Source organism: Rhizobacter fulvus, from assembly GCF_964020785.1.
Genome location: NZ_OZ224516.1, coordinates 1832243 through 1849614, shown reverse-complemented (window position 1 = coordinate 1849614; position 17372 = coordinate 1832243). Strand labels below are relative to the sequence as shown.

The window sequence follows — 17372 nt, the reverse complement described above, 5'->3', positions numbered from 1 at the left end:
TTATAGGAACGGGGGTGTGGCGCGGCCCGGGCGGGGCCGGGTGAACTCACCCCTGCGGGGGCGCCCGCAGACCGCTCCGATGGCGGATGGCCGTGGCGGCCACTGCGCGGGACGATGCGCTCGACCAACCCGGAGCCCCGCACCATGTCCCTCCTGTCACGCCGCCAACTGCTCTTCTCCCTCCTGTCCGCCGGGCTGGCGGCCCCGCGTGGCGCACTCGCTGCACCGGCGCTGCCGCTGCTCGGCGTCTGGAGCGACGCGCTCGACCCTGCCGCCTACCTCGTCAGCGAAAAGTACGACGGCGTGCGCGGCGTGTGGGACGGCACGACGCTGCGCTCGCGCACCGGCCGCCGGCTCGCCCCGCCGCCGGCGTTCACCGCGGGCTGGCCGAGCACGCCGCTGGACGGCGAACTCTGGCTGGGCCGCGGGCGCTTCGAGGAGCTCTCGGGCATCGTGCGCCGCGAGCGTCCCGCGGCGGATGCCTGGCGCGGCGTGCGCTACCTGGTGTTCGAGTGCCCCGGCGCGCGCGGCGATTTCGCCGAGCGGGCGCGCGCGATCCGGGCGCTGGTGCAGCGCAGCGGCTCGCCGCGCCTCGTCGCGGTCGAGCAGTCGTTCGTCGGCGACCACGCGGCGCTGCAACGGCGCCTGGCCGACGTGCTCGCGCAGGGCGGAGAAGGGCTGGCGCTGCATCGCGCGGACGCGCCCTATGTCACCGGCCGCAGCGACGCCCTCGTGAAGCTCAAGCCCAGCCTCGACGCCGAAGCGACGGTCGTCGGCCACCACGCCGGGCGCGGCAAGTACGCGGGCCAGCTCGGCGCGCTCGCCATGCGCACGCCCGAGGGCCGGCGTTTCCTGCTCGGCAGCGGGCTGACCGATGCGTTGCGCCGCGATCCGCCGCCGATCGGCAGCGTCGTCACGTACCGCTACCGCGAGCTCACCGGCCGCGGGCTGCCGCGCTTCGCCACCTATTGGCGGCTGCACGCCGCGCCCTGACGCGCGGCGCCGCATCGTCCACACTACGACCGATGAACTTGTCCGCCGCCGACCGCGTGATCGCCGAAACCCGCGCCTGGGTCCGGCGCGCCGTCGTCGGCCTGAACCTCTGCCCGTTCGCGAAAGCGCCGCTGGTGAAGGAGCAGGTCCGTTTCGTCGTCTGCGAGACCGACGATCCGCGCACGCTGCTCGACGTGCTGATCGCGCAGATGCGGGAACTGGCAGCGGCCGACCCGGCCGTCGTCGAGACGACGCTGCTGATCCACCCGAACGTGCTGCGCGATTTCGCCGACTTCAACGATTTTCTCGACGCGGCCGATGCCGCGCTCGACGACCTGGGACTGGACGGCGTGCTGCAGGTCGCCAGCTTCCACCCCGACTACCGGTTCGCGGACGCCCCCGCGGACGACATCGGCAACGCCACCAACCGCTCGCCCCATCCGACGCTGCACCTGCTGCGCGAGGCGAGCATCGAGCGCGCCGTCGCCGCCATGCCGGCGCCCGAGGCCATCTACGAGGCGAATATCGCGACGCTGGAGGCGCTCGGCGCCGACGGCTGGGCGCAACTGCAGGCGCAGTGCCGCGCCGACGCGCAGCGCTGACGTTCAACCCGCCGCGACGATCGCGGCGAGCTGCCGCAGGCCAGCGTCGGTTTCGCGCGTGAAGGGCGTGCCGCAGCTGATGCGGATGAAGTGATCGAAGCGCCGCGAGTTCGAGAACAGCGTGCCCGGGGCGATGCGGATGCCTTGTGCGAGCGTAGTCTCGAACACCGCGTCCGCCGAGCGCTGCCCGGGCAACTCGACCCACAGCAGCATGCTGCCCGCCGGCACGCTCAGCCGCGTGCCGGCGGGAAAGTGCGCGGCGATCGCGTCGGCCATCTGTTCGCGCTGGTGCTGCAGCGCCCGGCGCAGGCGCGTCAGGTGCCGATCGTGCGCGCTCGACGCGATGAACTCGGCCATCGCGATCTGCGACAGCGCCTCGTTGGCGCGGCTCTGCGCGTACTTCAGCATCTCGATCCGCGCCTGCCAGCGGCCGCCGGTCATCCAGCCCAGCCGCATGCCCGGCGCGATCGTCTTGCGCAGCGATGCGCAGTGGATCACATGGCCGCTGCGGTCGAAGCTCTTCAGCGCCGGCAGCGGCACGTCGTCGGCGTGGAAGGCGCTGTAGGTGTCGTCCTCGATCAGCGGCAACGCATGCTGCTCGCACAGCGCCACCAGGCGTTCCTTGGCGGCGTCCGGCATCGTGCAGCTCAGCGGGTTCTGCAGGTTCGGCACGACGACCACGGCCTTGATGCCGGCCGGTTCGCGCAAGGCGCGTTCGAGCGCGTCGACCGAGAGGCCGGTGCTCGGGCTGGTCGGGATCTCGAGCGCGCGCAAGCCCAGGCTTTCGAGCACCTGCAGCAGCCCGTAGTACGTGGGTGACTCGACCGCGACCGTGTCACCGGGCTGCGCGACGGCGCGCAGCGCGACGTTGAGCGCCTCGATGCAGCCGTGGGTCACGACGATCTGCTCGGGCGCGAGCTGCATGCCGGCGTCGAGCGCGCGGCGGGCCAGCGCCGCGCGCAACCCGGCCTCCCCGTTCGGCGCGATGGGACGCACCAGCAGGCCCGGGTCGCGGCGCAACGCGCGCATCGCGGCGCGCTGCAGGTCGGCACCCGGATAGGCCTCGGGCGACGCGTAGGTGGCGGCGAAGTCGACCCGTACCGGATGGCGCTCGCTCATCGCGACATAGCGCGACACGCGGTCATGGATCCCGACGTACTGGGCCGCGTCGGGCGCGTGCCGCAGGTCCGGCTCGTCGAGCGGCAGGATCGCGGCGCGCCGGCGTCGCAGCACGAAGTAGCCGGAGCGCGGCCGCGCCTCGAGCAGGCCCTCGGCCTCGAGGCTGCGGCAGGCCTGCAGCGCGGTCGACAGGCTGACGCGGTGCAGCCGCGTCAGCGCCCGCACCGAGGGCATCGCGTCGCCTGGCGCGAGCGCGCCGCTGCGGATCGCGCCGCGGTAGTGGCGGGCGATGCGGGCGTAAAGCGGGGTCGTGGCGGGCGAATCCATCAGAGGTGGATGATGCCGTGCTGCGCGCGGGCTGGGCAGTACAGATCGACGCCGCCGCGAAGCGGTCTGTGCCTGTCGCCGCCGCTGCGTGCCGCGTATTCTGGCGGCATGCTGCAATTCAACGACATCGAACTCGCCGCCGCCCGCCTCAAGGGCGTCGCCCACCGCACGCCGGTGTTGACCTCGCGCACGCTCGACGCGCTGCTCGGTGTGCAGGTCTTCATGAAGGCCGAGAACCTGCAGCGCATGGGCGCGTTCAAGTTCCGCGGCGGCTACAACGCGGTGAATGCGCTGAGCGATGCGCAGCGCGCCCACGGCGTGGTCGCGTTCTCGTCCGGCAACCACGCGCAGGCCGTCGCGCTCGCGGCCCGCCTGCACGGCTGCCACGCGACCATCGTGATGCCGCACGACGCGCCGGCGCTCAAGCTCGCGGCAACGCGTGGCTACGGCGCCGAGGTGGTGATCTACGACCGGTACAAGGAGGACCGGGCGGCGATCGCGAAGCGGCTCGTCGAGGAGCGCGGCGCGACGCTGATTCCGCCGTTCGACTACCTGCCGGTGATGGCAGGGCAGGGCACCGCGGCGCTGGAGCTGATCGAGGACGTGGGCACGCTCGACGCTCTGGTGGTCTGCGCGGGCGGTGGCGGTTTCCTGTCGGGCTGTGCGGTCGCCGCGAAGCATCTGTTGCCGGCGATCGAGATGTTCGGCGCCGAACCCGAACGCGGCAACGACATGCAGCAGTCGCTGCGCGCCGGGCGGATCGTCAGCATCGAGGTGCCGCGCACGATCTGCGACGGCCAGCAGACGCAGGCGGTCGGCGCGCATCCCTTCGAGGTGATCCGCACCCACGTGACCGACGTGCTGACCGCCAGCGATCCGGCCGTCGTCGACGCGATGCGCTTCGCGTTCGAGCGCATGAAGGTCGTGCTCGAGCCATCCGGCGCCTGTGCGCTGGCGGCCCTGATGGTGAACGCCGAGCGCTTCCGCGGCCGGCGCGTCGGCATCACGCTGTCGGGCGGGAACGTGGGGCTTGACCGGTTCGTCGCGCTCTTGTCCGGCGCCGAGAAGGTCGACTGACCCTCACCCGCCGCGGGCCGCGGCGTCGAATCCGTCGAGCACGTTGACGGTGTTGATGCCGACCTCGGCGACCGCGTAGCCGCCCTCGAACACGAACACGGTGGGCAGGTTCGCGGCCGCGATGTCGCGGCCGACCCGCAGGTAGTCGTCGCTGCGCAGCAGGAAGCCGGAGATCGGGTCGCCCTCGAAGGTGTCGACGCCGAGTGAGACGATCAGCGCCTGGGCGCCCGCACGTGCGATCGTGTCGAGCCCGGCGTGAAGCGCCTCGCGCCAGCGCGCGAAGCCGGTGCCGCGCGGCAGCGGCAGGTTCAGGTTGAAGCCTTCGCCGGCCCCGACGCCGCGCTCGTCGGCATGGCCGAGGAAGAACGGGTATTCGGTGCGCGGGTCGCCATGTATCGAGACGGTCGTCACGTCGGCGCGGTCGTAGAAGATCGCCTGCGTGCCGTTGCCGTGGTGGTAGTCGACGTCCAGCACGGCCACGCGCGCGGCGCCGGCGTCACGCAACGCCTGGGCGGCGAGCGCGGCGTTATTGAGGAAACAGTAGCCTCCGAAGAAGTCCGCCCCGGCGTGGTGGCCCGGTGGACGCGACAGCGCAAACGCGCTGCGCGCGGCGCCGCTCCCGACGACGCGTGCCGCGGCGATCGCGCAGGCCGCGCCCGTGCGTGCGGCGGCCCAGCTGCCGGCCGTCAGCGGCGTCCCGGCGTCGAACGAGAACAGGCCCAGGCGGGCGGCGAAGTTGTCGGGCAGCACATCGAAGCGCATGCCGGGCGCCGGCCACACCGAAGGCAGCGCGTCGCGCTCGGCATTGCTCGGGTCGAGCGCCACCCAGTCGTTCCACGCGCGCTCGAGGAAGTGCAGGTAGCGCGGCGCGTGAGTGCGCGAAAGCGCGGCGTCGAGTTCGTCATCGTTCAACGCCGGTGTCTGCAACGGACCGGCACCCCGCCGCTGCAGTTCGGCGAGCACGTGATCGAGCCGCTGCGCGGTCTCGTGGCAAGGCACGAGCCGGCCGCGGTACATCTCCTCGCGGCCTTGATGAAGATGATGAAGCGGGTTGTGGATCGTCAGCATCGCGGCCCCCGATCGACGGTCAGGGCTTGGCCGGCGCGGTCTCGGTGACGAACCCGATCCGGCTGAGCCCGGCCTTCTGCACCAGGCCGATCACCTCGGCCACGCGGCCGTACGGCACGCCCTGGTCGGCGCGCAGCTGCACTTCGGTGCGTGGGTTGCGCCTCGCGGCCTCGGCGACGCGAGCCGCGAACGCCGCGGGCTCCATGGCGTCTTCGCCGAAGTACAGCCGCCCCTGCGGATCGAGCGCGACGCTGATGAACTGCGGCGCGTCGTTCGGCTGCGCGCCTTCGGCCTTCGGGAGGTCGAGCTTGAGGCTCGAGCTCATCAGCGGCGCGGTGATCATGAAGATCACGAGCAGCACGAGCATCACGTCGATCAGCGGCGTCATGTTGATGTCGCTCATCGGCGACGCCCGGCTGCTGCGTTCGAGGCGACCGAAGGCCATCACGCCGTCGTGTTCGTCATCATCTCGCGCAAATCATGCGCGAAGCCTTCGAGCTCGGCCTCGCTGCCCGCGACCATCTTGCCGAAGATGTTGTAGGCCAGCACGGCCGGGATCGCGACGGCCAGGCCCGCGGCCGTCATCACCAGCGCCTCGCCGACCGGCCCGGACACGCGTTCGATAGACATAGAGCCCGCGGCCGAGATGCCGACCAGCGCGTGGTAAATGCCCCAGACCGTGCCGAACAGGCCGATGAACGGCGCGGTGCTGCCGATCGAGGCGAGCAGCACCTGACCGAACTGGAGTTGGTCGAGCACGCGGTGCAGCGCATCGCGCAGGCGGCGGGTGAGTTGCGAATCGCTGTGGCCCTTCGCCTCGAGCGTGCCGTCCGGCGCGGCAGCGGTGGCAGCGCCCAGCAGCGGCAGCAGCGCGCGCTCGCGGTCGAAGGCGAGCAGCGCGTCGCGCCCGGCGTCCAAAGTCGGCGCGGCCCAGAACGCGGGCACGGCGCGGTCGATGTCGCCCCGCACGCGGCGCAACAGCCAGGCCTTCCAGAAGATCACGATCCAGGCGCTGATCGACATGATCAGCAGCAGTGCGGCGACGCCGCGCGTGACCGCGTCGCCCTGGTTCCAGAAGACCGCCAGGCCGCCCATCGTTCAGCGCAGGCCGAGCACGTCGTCCATGCCGAACAGGCCGCTGTCGCGGTCGGCGAGAAAGCGCGCCGCGCGCAGGCTGCCCTGCGCGTAGCCGGCGCGGCTGTTCGAGCGGTGGGTGATCTCGATGCGCTCGCCGGTGCCGGCAAACAGCACGGTGTGGTCGCCGACGATGTCGCCGCCGCGCACGGTCGCGAAACCGATCGACGATGGATCGCGTTCGCCGGTGACGCCTTCGCGCGCGTAGACGGCGCAGTCCTTGAGGTCGCGGCCCAGCGCGGCGGCGATCACCTCGCCCATCTTCAGCGCCGTGCCGCTGGGTGCGTCGACCTTGTGGCGGTGGTGGGCCTCGATGATCTCGATGTCGTAGCCGACGTTCAGCAAGCGGGCGGCCTGGTCGAGCAGCTTCATCATCACGTTGACGCCGACGTTCATGTTCGGCGCCATCATCACCGCGAAGTGGCGCGCGTGCTCGGCGATCTGCGCCTTCTGCGCGTCGTCGAAGCCGGTCGTGCCGATCACTGCCTTCACGCCCAGCTCGCGGCAGACCGCGAGGTGGGCGAGCGTGCCTTCCGGGCGCGTGAAGTCGATGAGAACCTGCGCGTCGCCCAGGCCGGCACGCAGGTCGGCGGTGATCGTCGGGCCGCCTTGGCGACCGAGGAAGGCGGTGGCGTCCTGGCCGAGCGCCGGGCTGCCCGCCACGTCGAGCGCGCCGCTCAAGATCAGGTCCGGTGCGGCGCTGATCGCCTCGATCAGCATGTGGCCCATGCGGCCCGAGGCGCCCGCCACCGCCACGCGCATCGGCACGACCGCGCCCGTCATGGCGTCGGTTCGAGCGGCGGGTAGGTGCGGACCGGGCCGATCGGCTCGGCTTCCACCAGGGCCGGACGCGCCGGCGCGGGCAGCGCCTTCAGCTGCTCGGGCGTCAGTTCCAGCGGGGGCGCATTGCGCGACGTCTTGAAGGTGTCGATCGACGCGACGAATTCGCGCTCGGTCGGCAAGTCGCCGCCCGTGTCGATGCTCTTCAGCGCGTCCCCTTCGAACAGCACGACCACGCGACGCGCCTGCGGCTCGGCGCCCTGGCGGCGGATCGTGAAGACGTAGTCCCAGCGGTCGACATGGAACGCGTCGGTCAGCAGCGGCGAGCCCAGCACGTCGCGCACCTGGGCGCGGTTCATGCCGGGCTTGACGACGGCGGCCTGCTCGCTCGTGATCACGTTGCCCTGGACGACCTCCACCTTGTACGGCGTGACGACGCCCAGGAACCGATCGGTCGAGGTGGGAAGCGACGGCAGGTATTGACAACCGCTCAACGCCGCCGCCACGGCGATCGCGAGGCTGGGTCGAACAAAAGGCGATGACAGGGACATGGTGGCAACCCGGCGCGCCGTGGACGGCGGCCAACCTCGATATGATCGGTTCATTCTAGCGGCTGGCTTCCCGGCCCGGACCGCGCCGCTCGATGACCGCCACCCTCGCCATGACGCACGCCGACGAACTGAAGAACAGCGGCCTGAAGGCCACGCTGCCGCGCATCAAGGTGCTGGAGATGTTCCAGAAGACCTCGCAGCGCCACATGAGCGCCGAGGATGTCTTCAAGATGCTGCTCGCCGAGGGCGCCGACGTGGGGCTGGCAACCGTCTACCGGGTGCTGATGCAGTTCGAGCAGGCGGGCATCCTGTCGCGCAACCATTTCGAGACCGGCAAGGCGGTGTTCGAGCTCAACGAAGGCAAGCACCACGACCACCTGGTCTGCATGGACTGTGGCCGGGTCGAGGAGTTCTTCGACGCCGAGATCGAGAAGCGCCAGCGTGCCGTCGCGCAGGCGCGCGGGTTCGAATTGCAGGAGCACGCACTCGCGCTGTACGCCACCTGCACGAAGAAGGCGTGTCCCCACAAGACCAAGTCGTGATCAAACCTATTCGGGTTTGAGCATGGCTTTCGCGTGGCGCTCGATGAACTCTTTGTAGGTGTCGATCCCGCGCAGCTGCAGAATCGTGTTGCGCACCGCGGCCTCGACCAGCACCGCGAGGTTGCGCCCGGCGTCGACCGCGATCACGGTCTTGCGCACCGGCACGTCGAGGATGTCCTCGTTCAGCGGCTCGTAGGGCAGGCGCTCGAACTCGCGATCCATCGTCTCCTTGCGCACCAGGTGGACGATCAGCTTGAGCCGCATCTTCCGGCGCACCGCGGTCTCGCCGAAGATCGCCTTGATGTCCAGGAGGCCGATGCCGCGCACCTCGAGCAGGTTCAGCAGCAGGTCGGGGCAGCGGCCCTCGAGTCCGGTCTGCGAGACGCGGTACAGGTCGACCGCGTCATCGGCGACCAGGCCGTGGCCGCGCGAAATCAGCTCCAGCCCCAGTTCGCTCTTGCCCAGGCCCGATTCGCCGGTGATCAGCACACCGACGCCGAGGATGTCCATGAACACGCCATGGCGCGTCGTGCGCTCGGCGAAATGCTGGCCCAGGTAGGCGCGGACCACGTCGATCACGTGACCGGCGGATTCGCCGGTCGCGAACAGCGGGATGTCGGCGCGGTCGCACATCGCGACGAGCTTGTCGGGGGCGGTGTCGCCGTCGGCGACGATCAGCACCGGCGGCTCGAGCGTCACGATGCGCGAGATCCGGCGCTCTGCCACGTCCGGCGAGCTGGTGTTCAGGTAGGCCACCTCGCGCCGGCCGACGATCTGGACGCGATACGGATGGATGTAGTTCAGGTAGCCGACCAGGTCGGCGGCCGACTGCGCGTTGCGCACCGCGGCCTCGTCGAACCGGCGCTCCGGGTGGGCGTGCCCGGCGATCCACTCCCAGTGCAGGATCTCGCGGTGTTCCTCGAACAGCGCTTCCGCGCTGATGACCGTGGGTTTCATGGAGCCCCCGGCCCGGAATACCGGGCCACCCCCCGGGGGGGTGCGGGCCGGCCTGGGGCGGCCCGGCGCTCGGCCCGCGCGTCACCGACGGAGAAGCGCATTTGTCAGGCGACCGACTTCAACGGTTCCCAGTTCGCGATCAACTCGTGCACGGTGGCCGCGTCGGCCTCGGTCTTCAGGCGTTCGCGCAGTTCGCGGTCGGAGAGCATCTCGGCGATCTCGGACAGGATCTCGAGATGGCGCTGCGTGGCGGCCTCGGGCACGAGCAGGAAGATCAGCAGCCCGACCGGCTGGTCGTCGGGTGCATCGAACGGAATCGGCTGCTGCACGCGCAGCACCGCGGCGAGGGGGTTCTTCAGGCCCTTGATGCGCCCGTGCGGGATCGCCACCCCGTGGCCCAGGCCGGTCGAGCCGAGCCGCTCGCGGGCGAACAGGTTGTCGGTGACCGTGGCGCGCGCGATGGCGTGCTGGTTCTCGAACACCAGGCCGGCATGCTCGAAAGCGCGCTTCTTGCTGGTGGCGTCGACATCCACCAGCACGTTGCTGGCAGGAAGGATGGCAGCGAGGCGATTCATCGTTGGCACTGGCCTAAGGTTCGACTCCGATCGACACGCGACCGCAGGGGTAACGGGTCTCGAATTATGGAGCGCCTGCCGCACACGCGTGCAGGATCGACATGACGCCCATGCACGATTTTGCATGCCCTGCTGCGCCGCAGCAACGGACGATCACGCACTTGCGTGCAGGAAATCGCCGCGCCCGCAAAAAAAGGCGGCCCGCAGGCCGCCCGGTTCGGTTGGTTCGGAGGCTGTTCAGACCGGCGTTGCGTCGATCCGCTTCGGCGCCGCATGGTGATGATCCTGGACCTTGTCCTTGTGGCGGCACACCTGACGATCCAGCTTGTCCATGAGCTGGTCGATCGCTGCGTAAAGATCCTCGCTGGACTGCTCGACGAAAATGTCCTTGCCCTTCACATGGAGGGTGACTTCGGCCTTCTGGCGGCGTTCCTTCTCCTTCAGTTTCTCCACCGACAGCAGCACGTTGATGTCGACGACCTGGTCGAAGTGGCGCGTGACCCGGTCCAGCTTGGTGAGCACATACTCTCGCAAAGCCGGGGTGACATCAAGGTGGTGACCGCTGATCGTCAGGTTCATGGGGGTTCCTTTCGCGGGGTGGGAGGGAGCGGGGAAGGGGAATGGAATCGTCAGGCGGGAACGGCGCAGGGAAGCCGTCGAACCCAGTGTGCACAGGTTCAGCGCCGCTGACAAGCGCATACCGGGGATGCCGAAAAGGTCCGCTTTTCAAGGCCCGGAGCGGCAAGAATTTGTGTCCTGACGGGTGCGATAATCCGAGGCTACCGCCCGGAGATTGGCCTGGACTCCTCGCTCACTGCCGGTGAGCCGTCCGCTCCAGCGCTTGCCCGCCCGCCCGACGCGCCGGAGCCCCCATGCTCAATGTCTTCACGCTGGCCAACGGCCGGCTCGCCCAGCAAGAGATCGAAAGCCTGGATGCGCTCGCCGAGGCGCTGACGCAGGTGCGTCCCGTCTGGGTCGACCTGGACGCGCCGACCGAGGAAGAGAAGGGCTGGATCACGCAGCACTTCGGGCTGACGATCCCGGCCGACGCGGTCGACGACGACCTCGAGGAATCGGCCCGCTTCTACGAGGAAGACAACGGCGAGCTGCACATCCGCTCCGACTTCCTGATCGATGACGACGAGACGCCGCGCAACGTGCGGGTCGCGTTCATCCTGTTCAACAAGATCCTGTTTTCGATCCACGGTGAAGAACTGCCGGTGTTCCGGCTGCTGCGCCTGCGCGCGCGCCGCATCCCCGCGCTGATCGAGGACGCCAAGGACGTGCTGCTCAAGCTCTACGACGCCGACGCCGAGTACAGCGCCGACGCGCTCGAAGGCATCTACGACAGCCTGGAGAAGGTCAGCTCCAGCGTGCTCAAGCAGCAGCTCGACGACCAGGCCGCCGGCGAGGTGCTGAACGCGATCGCGCGCGAGGAAGACCTGAACGGCCGCATCCGCCGCAACGTGATGGACACGCGCCGCGCCGTCAGCTTCATGATGCGCAGCCGCATGCTGAATGCCGAGCAGTTCGAGGAGGCGCGCCAGATCATGCGCGACATCGACTCGCTCGACAGCCACAGCACCTTCCTGTTCGACAAGATCAACTTCCTGATGAACGCCACCGTCGGTTTCATCAACATCAACCAGAACAAGATCATCAAGATCTTCTCGGTCGCCAGCGTCGCGCTGCTGCCGCCGACGCTGATCGCGAGCATCTACGGCATGAACTTCAAGGCCATGCCGGAGCTCGACTGGTCGCTCGGCTACCCGTACGCGCTCGGGCTGATGGTGATGTCGGTCGCGGCGCCGCTGATCTACTTCCGCCGCAAGGGCTGGATGCGCTGATGGCCGGTCGCCGCGCCGCCAGCATCCGCGCGCTGACGCTCGACCTCGACGACACGCTCTGGCCGATCTGGCCCGCGATCGAGCGCGCCGAGCACGAATTGCATGGCTGGCTCGCGCAACACGCCAGCGCAACGGCGCAGCGCTTCGACATCGCCGCGCTGCGCGGCCTGCGCGAGGCGATCGCCGCCGAGAACCCCGCGTGGGGCCACGACTTCATGCGCATGCGCCACGCCAGCCTGGTGCGCGCGCTGACGCTCAGTGGAGACGACCCCGCGCATGCCGACGGCGCGTTCGCGGTGTTCTTCGCGGCCCGCAACCGCGTCGAGCTGTTCGCCGACGCGTTGCCGGCGCTGCAGGCGCTCGCCGCCCGCTGGCCGATCGCGGCCGTCACGAACGGGAATGCCGACCTGCACGGCATCGGCCTGGCCGCGCACTTCACGACGACGGTCTCGGCGCGCGAGTTCGGCATCGGCAAGCCCGATCCGCGGATCTTCCACGAGGCCTGCCGGCGGCTCGAGGTGCAGCCGCACGAGGTGCTGCACATCGGCGACGACTGGGCGCTCGACGTGGTCGGCGCGCACGGCGCCGGGCTGCACAGCGCATGGGTGCGCCGCGAAGGCGACCCGACGATGCCGGCCGGCACCGCGCAGGCGAGCTGCGTGGTGCGCGACCTGAACGAACTCGTCGCCTGGCTGGACGATTGAGTCTCAGTCGCGCACGAGCGTGAACTGCATGACGCTCGTGTTGCGGGTCGCGAAGGCGGCCTCGCAGTAGCCGAGGTAGAACTCCCAGATCCGCATGAAGCGGGTGTCGAAGCCGAGCCGGCGCACCGGCCCGTCGGCCGCGAGGAAGCTGGCGCGCCAGCGCTTCAGCGTCTCGGCGTAGTCGAGCCCGAAGTCCAGTTCGTTGTCCACGCGCAAGCCGGCCGCGGCCGCGGCGGCGCGGAACGCCGACGGGCTCGGCAACAGGCCGCCGGGGAAGATGTACTGCTGGATGAAGTCGGTCGACTTCACGTAGCGCTCGAACAGGTCGTCGCGGATCGTGATGCTCTGGATGCAGGCCTTGCCGCCGGGCTTGAGCTGGGCCTTCAGGGTCGCGAAGAAGCTGGGCCAGTACTCGCGCCCGACCGCCTCGAACATCTCGATCGATGCGATGGCGTCGAACGGGCCGTCGGTGATGTCGCGGTAGTCCTGGTAGCGCAGGTCGCCCGGCAGGCCGGCGTCGGCCAGGCGCTGCTGGCCCCACGACAGTTGTTCGCGTGACAGCGTGACCCCGGTGACCGTGGCACCGAACTCGCGCGCCGCCGCCTCGGCCAGCGCGCCCCAGCCGCAGCCGATCTCGAGCACGCGGTCGCCCGGCTGCACGCCGCATTCGCGCAGCGCGCGCCGCACCTTGGCGTGCTGCGCGTGCACCAGGTCGCCGCTGCGGTCGCCCTCGAACCAGGCGCTGCTGTAGTTCATCGTCGGGTCCAGCCACAGGCGATAGAACGCGTTGCCGAGGTCGTAGTGGGCGTGGATGTTCTTGGCGCTGCCGCGGCGCGAGTTGCGGTTGAACAGGTGCTTGGCGCGGTAAAGCAGCGAGCCCCACCAGCTGCCGTAGATCACGGCCTCGACCTCGTCGCGGTTGGCGATGAACAGCGTCAGCAGCGCGGTCAGGTCCGGCGTGGTCCAGTCGCCGGCGATGAAGCTCTCGGCGAAGCCGATGTCGCCCGACTTGAGCGCTGCGGCGCAGGGCGACCAGTTGCGCAGCCGGATCGCGGCGCGCAGTCCGGCGTCGGTGCTGGTCCCGAAGCTGAGCGTGCTGCCGTCGGGGACCTGCACGGTCAACGTGCCGTGCTGGAGATCGCGCAGCAACCGGAACACCGCGCGTGCGGCGGCCGGGGCCGAGTCGACCAGGTGAGGCGGGAGCAGGGTGCGGCTGGTGTCCATCGTCGATGTGCTCAGCGGGTCGTGAAGTTCGGCGGCGGTGCCGGCTTGCGGAAGAACGGCACGCGCTTGCGCCAGAGGCGCAGCGCCTGCCAGTGGATGCGGGCGATCACGCCGAGCGTCATCAGCGGCATGCCGAAGAACGCCGCCCGCGCCCGCGCCGCGGTCAGCGGGCGCAACTGGCCGCCGACGCTGGTGCGGATCAGCAGGCCGTGCCCGTCGTGGTGGTCGACGCAGGCGATCGTGCGCTCGGCGCTGCGCACGAAGCGGAAGCGGTAGTTCCCCGTCACCTCGCAGAACGGCGAGACGTGGAAGACCTTGGCCGCCTGCAGCTCGCGACCGAAGCCGACCTCCGGCCCGTCGAGCAGGTAGCAGTGGCGCTCGCCGAAGGTGTTGTTGACCTCGACGACGACCGCCGCGAGGCTGCCATCGGCGCGGTGGCAGTACCAGAAGCTGACCGGCTTGAAGGTGAAGCCGAGCACCCGCGGATAGCAGTGCAGCCAGATCTCGCCGTCGGCGTCGCGCACGCCCTCGCGCGCCAGCAGCGCGTCCAGCCAGGCGAGGCTGTCGGCCCGGCCGTCGCCGTGGTCGCGGTCGAAGAAGCTGATCAGCCCGAAGCTGTTGCGCGCCAGCGCGTCCGACGGCGCCGCACGCAGGCTGCGCATCGGCAGCATCAGGAAGTAGGTCGGGTAGGCGAACCGGTTCGGCACCGGGCGCTCGCGCGCGTGGCGCACCTCGCCGATGCCCAGCAGCGGGACCGCCGGCCGCACCTCGGTCATGCGGCCTCCCGCAGCGCGTGCGGCGCAGCCCAGGTCCGGCGCAGGTCGGCGACGACGGCCTGGCCGGACATCAGGCCATCCTCATGGAATCCGTAGCGCGTCCACGCGCCGCAAAACCAGGTGTTGCGCTCGCCCTGCAACTCGCCGACGCGCTGCTGCGCCCGGATCGCCGCGGCATCGAACACCGGGTGGGCGTAGTCGAACTCGGCGTGCACGAGCTCGGCGCGCGGCTCGCGCACCGGGTTCAGCGAGACCACGACCGGCGTCGTGAACGGCAGCGGCTGCAGCCGGTTCAGCAGGTAGTGCAGGCAGACAGACGCCTGCTCCGGCGCATGGGTCGCGGCGCGCTCGTAGTTCCACGCCGCCCAGGCGCTGCGGCGGCTCGGCAGCAGCGCGGTGTCGGTGTGCAGCAGCGCGCGGTTGCGCTGGTAGCGGATCGCGCCGAGCACCGCGGCCTCGGCCTCGCTCGGGTCGGCCAGCAGCGCCAGGGACTGGTCGCTGTGGCTGGCGAGCACGACGTCGTCGAAACGCTCGGTGCCGTCGCGCGAGGTGACCTGCACCGCGCCCTCGACCCGCCGAATGCGGCGCACCGGCGTGGCCAACCGAGCATCGGGGACCGCGCGCAGCATCTTCTCGACGTAGGTCCGCGCGCCGCCGCGCACCGTGTACCACTGCGGCCGGTTCGCGACCTGCAGCAGCCCGTGGTTGTGGCAGAAGCGCAGCATCGTCGCGACCGGGAAGCGCAGCATCTGATCCACCGGGCAGGACCAGATGCAGCCGATCATCGGCAGGAAATACCACTCGCGGAACTCGCGGCCGAAGCGATGTTCGTCGAGGAAGTCACCGATGGCCTGTTCGCCGGCGAGCGCGTCGCGCCCCGCCAGCGCGGTGGCCAGCCGGTTGAAGCGCAGCAGGTCGGCCAGCATGCGCCAGAACCCCGGCCGCAGCAGGTTGCGGCGCTGCGCGAAGACGGTGTTCAGGTCGCAGCCGCTCCACTCCAGGTCGCGCGTTGTCCCGTCACCGGGGACCTGCACCGAGAACGACATCTCCGACTTGGCGATCGGCACGCCCAGTTCGTCGAACAGGCGCAGCAACTGCGGGTACGTGCGCTCGTTCAGCACCAGGAAGCCGGTATCGACGCCGTGCGTGACGCCGTCCAGCGTCAGGTCGACCGTGTGGGTGTGGCCGCCGAAGTAGTCGCCGGCCTCGAACAGCGTGACGCGGGCCTCGCCGGCCAGCGCATGCGCGACCGACAACCCGGAGATACCCGACCCGATGACAGCGACGCGGCGCATCGCGGGTCAGGCGGCGGGGCCGCGAACGGCCGCCGCACGTGGAAGAGTGTTGCGAAGCGCCCCCAGGGGAATCAGGGAGGGAGGAGGGAGGAGATCAACCGCCCGGGGATTGCAACCGGATCGAACCGGCGGCTTCGCAACGAAAACAGGGTGCCCGGCACCGGCCGCAGCGCCACGCCGCGGCATGCTCGTTATGAAACGACCGGCCCGGCCGAGTTCCCTCGTCTCGAAGGTAAAGAAATGCGGCCGGTCGGCAGGATCGTCGTGGGGCATGGGATCGCGGTGTGACTGGCTGGTATTAAATATAACCGAGTAGTCGCATATACGCGCGGGCGGCAGTTCCGGATGCGCCGGGATGTGCCGGCCGCACGGGGACGCCGCATCAGGGTCACGAGCCGCGGACTAGAATCGCGCGCACTATGAAGGCCCAAGCGATGATCTACCCCGAACTCTTCAAGCAGCTCGAAGCGGTGCGCTGGAACATGGACAAGGACATCCCCTGGGACCAGTTCGACGCCAGCCGCCTGACGGAAGAGCAGGCGCAGACGATCAAGATGAACGCGATCACCGAGTGGGCGGCGCTGCCGGCCACCGAGATGTTCCTGCGCGACAACAAGGGCGACGCCGACTTCTGCGGCTTCATGAGTGTCTGGTTCTTCGAGGAGCAGAAGCACTCGCTGGTGCTGATGGAATACCTGCGCCGCTTCCGCCCCGATCTGGTCCCGACCGAGGCGGAGCTGGAGGAAGTGCGCTTCGAGTTCGACCCGGCGCCGGCGCTGGAGACGCTGATGCTGCACTTCTGCGGTGAGATCCGCCTGAACCACTGGTACCGCCGCGCGGCCGAGTGGCACAGCGAGCCGGTCATCCAGGCGATCTACGAAACCCTCGCACGCGACGAGGCCCGTCACGGCGGCGCCTACCTGCGCTACATGAAGCGCGCGCTGCAGAACTTCGGCGACGAAGCGCGGGCCGCGTTCGCCAAGGTCGGCGTGCTGATGGCCAGCGCGCGCCGCACCGCGCAGGCGCTGCACCCGACCAATCTGCACGTCAACGCCAGCCTGTTCCCGCGCGACACGGTGCAGAGCCGGCTGCCGGACCCCGAGTGGCTCGAGCAGTGGCTCGACAAGCAGATCCAGTTCGACGCGGTCTGGGAGACGCGCGTGGTCGAGCGCATCCTGCACAACATGAGCCTGCTGATGGAACGCAGCTTCGCGAGCGTCCAGGAGCTCAACCGCTTCCGCAAGGAAGTGACCGCACGCGTGGCAGCCGCCGCGCTGGGCGCCACGCTAGGGACGCAGCCGGTCTGAGCGGGCCGGCCATGCGCGCCGCGCCTGCGTTCCTCGACAAGCTCTGCACCCGCGCTGAACTCGCCGCGCGGGTCGCGGCCCTGCCGCAGCCGGTGGTGTTCACCAACGGCGTGTTCGACATCCTGCACCGTGGCCACGTCAGCTACCTCGCGCAGGCGCGCGCACTGGGCGCGAGCCTGGTGATCGGGCTGAACAGCGACGCCTCGGCACGAGGGCTCGGCAAGGGGCCGGACCGGCCGCTGAACAGCGAGCTCGACCGCGCCTGCGTGCTGGCCGCGCTGGAGAGCGTCAGCCTCGTCACGCTGTTCGACGAGGCGACGCCGGTCGAGTTGCTGGAACTCGTGCGGCCGCAGCTGTATGTGAAGGGCGGCGACTACGACATCGAACCGCTCGAGGAGACGAAGCGCGTGCGCCGCTGGGGCGGGCAGGCGCTGACGCTGCCATTCGTCGAGGGGTACTCGACGACCGCGCTGGTCCAGCGCATCCGCAGCTGA

Annotated in this window: 20 protein-coding genes; 8 read left to right on the top strand and 12 right to left on the bottom strand. The window is 70.0% G+C overall.

Annotated features, from left to right (window positions below; translation table 11 throughout):
- Positions 1-144: 144 nt before the first annotated feature.
- Both ACWH49_RS08845 and ACWH49_RS08840 read left to right on the top strand, forming a co-directional pair.
- Positions 145-993, top strand: a complete 849-nt coding sequence (locus ACWH49_RS08845) for a DNA ligase (RefSeq protein ID WP_448171124.1) — start codon at positions 145-147, stop codon at positions 991-993.
- A 32-nt stretch (positions 994-1025) separates the two neighbouring features.
- On the top strand, positions 1026-1595 hold the full coding sequence (locus tag ACWH49_RS08840) for a DUF1415 domain-containing protein (RefSeq protein ID WP_448171123.1): 570 nt from the start codon (positions 1026-1028) through the stop codon (positions 1593-1595).
- 3 nt (positions 1596-1598) lie between these two features.
- Here ACWH49_RS08840 and ACWH49_RS08835 read toward each other — a convergent pair whose 3' ends face one another.
- The gene (locus tag ACWH49_RS08835) at positions 1599-3041 is read right to left on the bottom strand and encodes an aminotransferase-like domain-containing protein (protein WP_448171122.1); all 1443 of its coding nucleotides are present in this window, start codon (positions 3039-3041) and stop codon (positions 1599-1601) included.
- Between the two features lie 108 nt (positions 3042-3149).
- Between ACWH49_RS08835 and ACWH49_RS08830 the strand changes: the two genes are divergently transcribed.
- Positions 3150-4118 carry a threo-3-hydroxy-L-aspartate ammonia-lyase gene (locus ACWH49_RS08830; RefSeq protein WP_448171121.1) on the top strand — a complete coding sequence of 323 codons (969 nt, stop codon included), beginning with the start codon at positions 3150-3152 and terminating at the stop codon, positions 4116-4118.
- 3 nt (positions 4119-4121) lie between these two features.
- Here the strand turns inward: ACWH49_RS08830 and ACWH49_RS08825 are convergent, their stop codons facing one another.
- Genes ACWH49_RS08825 through ACWH49_RS08805 form a run of 5 tightly spaced genes read right to left on the bottom strand, consistent with a single transcriptional unit; the run spans position 4122 to position 7651 of the window.
- The gene (locus ACWH49_RS08825; RefSeq protein ID WP_448171120.1) at positions 4122-5186 is read right to left on the bottom strand and encodes a histone deacetylase family protein; all 1065 of its coding nucleotides are present in this window, start codon (positions 5184-5186) and stop codon (positions 4122-4124) included.
- A 19-nt stretch (positions 5187-5205) separates the two neighbouring features.
- Entirely contained in the window at positions 5206-5631 is a 426-nt protein-coding gene (locus ACWH49_RS08820) for an ExbD/TolR family protein (RefSeq protein WP_448171119.1), read from the bottom strand.
- A complete protein-coding gene (locus ACWH49_RS08815) occupies positions 5631-6281 on the bottom strand; it encodes a MotA/TolQ/ExbB proton channel family protein (RefSeq protein WP_448171118.1) in 651 nt (216 codons plus the stop codon). The genes ACWH49_RS08820 and ACWH49_RS08815 overlap by 1 nt, the downstream gene beginning before the upstream one ends.
- Positions 6282-6284: 3 nt before the next feature.
- Complete coding sequence (gene dapB, locus ACWH49_RS08810) at positions 6285-7103, bottom strand: 4-hydroxy-tetrahydrodipicolinate reductase (protein ID WP_448171117.1); 819 nt, start codon at positions 7101-7103, stop codon at positions 6285-6287.
- Positions 7100-7651: an outer membrane protein assembly factor BamE gene (locus tag ACWH49_RS08805; protein ID WP_448171116.1), complete on the bottom strand. Its 552-nt coding sequence runs from the start codon at positions 7649-7651 to the stop codon at positions 7100-7102. The genes dapB and ACWH49_RS08805 overlap by 4 nt, the downstream gene beginning before the upstream one ends.
- 110 nt (positions 7652-7761) lie before the next feature.
- Between ACWH49_RS08805 and fur the strand changes: the two genes are divergently transcribed.
- Entirely contained in the window at positions 7762-8193 is a 432-nt protein-coding gene (gene fur / locus ACWH49_RS08800; RefSeq protein WP_056466400.1) for a ferric iron uptake transcriptional regulator, read from the top strand.
- Between the two features lie 6 nt (positions 8194-8199).
- Here fur and hprK read toward each other — a convergent pair whose 3' ends face one another.
- The 3 genes from hprK to hpf all read right to left on the bottom strand — a co-directional run bounded on the left by hprK (position 8200) and on the right by hpf (position 10304).
- On the bottom strand, positions 8200-9150 hold the full coding sequence (gene hprK / locus ACWH49_RS08795) for an HPr(Ser) kinase/phosphatase (RefSeq protein WP_448171115.1): 951 nt from the start codon (positions 9148-9150) through the stop codon (positions 8200-8202).
- Between the two features lie 104 nt (positions 9151-9254).
- A complete protein-coding gene (locus ACWH49_RS08790) occupies positions 9255-9725 on the bottom strand; it encodes a PTS sugar transporter subunit IIA (protein WP_448171114.1) in 471 nt (156 codons plus the stop codon).
- 237 nt (positions 9726-9962) lie between these two features.
- Positions 9963-10304, bottom strand: a complete 342-nt coding sequence (gene hpf / locus ACWH49_RS08785; RefSeq protein ID WP_056466391.1) for a ribosome hibernation-promoting factor, HPF/YfiA family — start codon at positions 10302-10304, stop codon at positions 9963-9965.
- 293 nt (positions 10305-10597) lie between these two features.
- Here hpf and corA point away from each other — a divergent pair, with 293 nt between their 5' ends.
- Complete coding sequence (corA, locus tag ACWH49_RS08780) at positions 10598-11572, top strand: magnesium/cobalt transporter CorA (RefSeq protein WP_056466388.1); 975 nt, start codon at positions 10598-10600, stop codon at positions 11570-11572.
- On the top strand, positions 11572-12276 hold the full coding sequence (locus tag ACWH49_RS08775; protein WP_448171113.1) for an HAD family hydrolase: 705 nt from the start codon (positions 11572-11574) through the stop codon (positions 12274-12276). The genes corA and ACWH49_RS08775 overlap by 1 nt, the downstream gene beginning before the upstream one ends.
- A 3-nt stretch (positions 12277-12279) precedes the next feature.
- On the opposite strand, the gene ACWH49_RS08770 is transcribed toward ACWH49_RS08775, so the two are convergent.
- The 3 genes from ACWH49_RS08770 to ACWH49_RS08760 are packed head-to-tail and all read right to left on the bottom strand — an operon-like array spanning position 12280 to position 15571.
- Positions 12280-13500, bottom strand: a complete 1221-nt coding sequence (locus ACWH49_RS08770) for a class I SAM-dependent methyltransferase (protein WP_448171112.1) — start codon at positions 13498-13500, stop codon at positions 12280-12282.
- An 11-nt stretch (positions 13501-13511) separates the two neighbouring features.
- On the bottom strand, positions 13512-14276 hold the full coding sequence (locus tag ACWH49_RS08765) for a DUF1365 domain-containing protein (RefSeq protein ID WP_448171111.1): 765 nt from the start codon (positions 14274-14276) through the stop codon (positions 13512-13514).
- Positions 14273-15571: an NAD(P)/FAD-dependent oxidoreductase gene (locus tag ACWH49_RS08760; RefSeq protein ID WP_448171110.1), complete on the bottom strand. Its 1299-nt coding sequence runs from the start codon at positions 15569-15571 to the stop codon at positions 14273-14275. The genes ACWH49_RS08765 and ACWH49_RS08760 overlap by 4 nt, the downstream gene beginning before the upstream one ends.
- Positions 15572-16005: 434 nt before the next feature.
- On the opposite strand from ACWH49_RS08760, the gene ACWH49_RS08755 reads away from it, so the two are divergent.
- A complete protein-coding gene (locus ACWH49_RS08755; protein WP_448171109.1) occupies positions 16006-16878 on the top strand; it encodes a ferritin-like domain-containing protein in 873 nt (290 codons plus the stop codon).
- A gap of 11 nt (positions 16879-16889) precedes the next feature.
- Positions 16890-17372, top strand: a complete 483-nt coding sequence (gene rfaE2, locus ACWH49_RS08750; protein WP_448171108.1) for a D-glycero-beta-D-manno-heptose 1-phosphate adenylyltransferase — start codon at positions 16890-16892, stop codon at positions 17370-17372.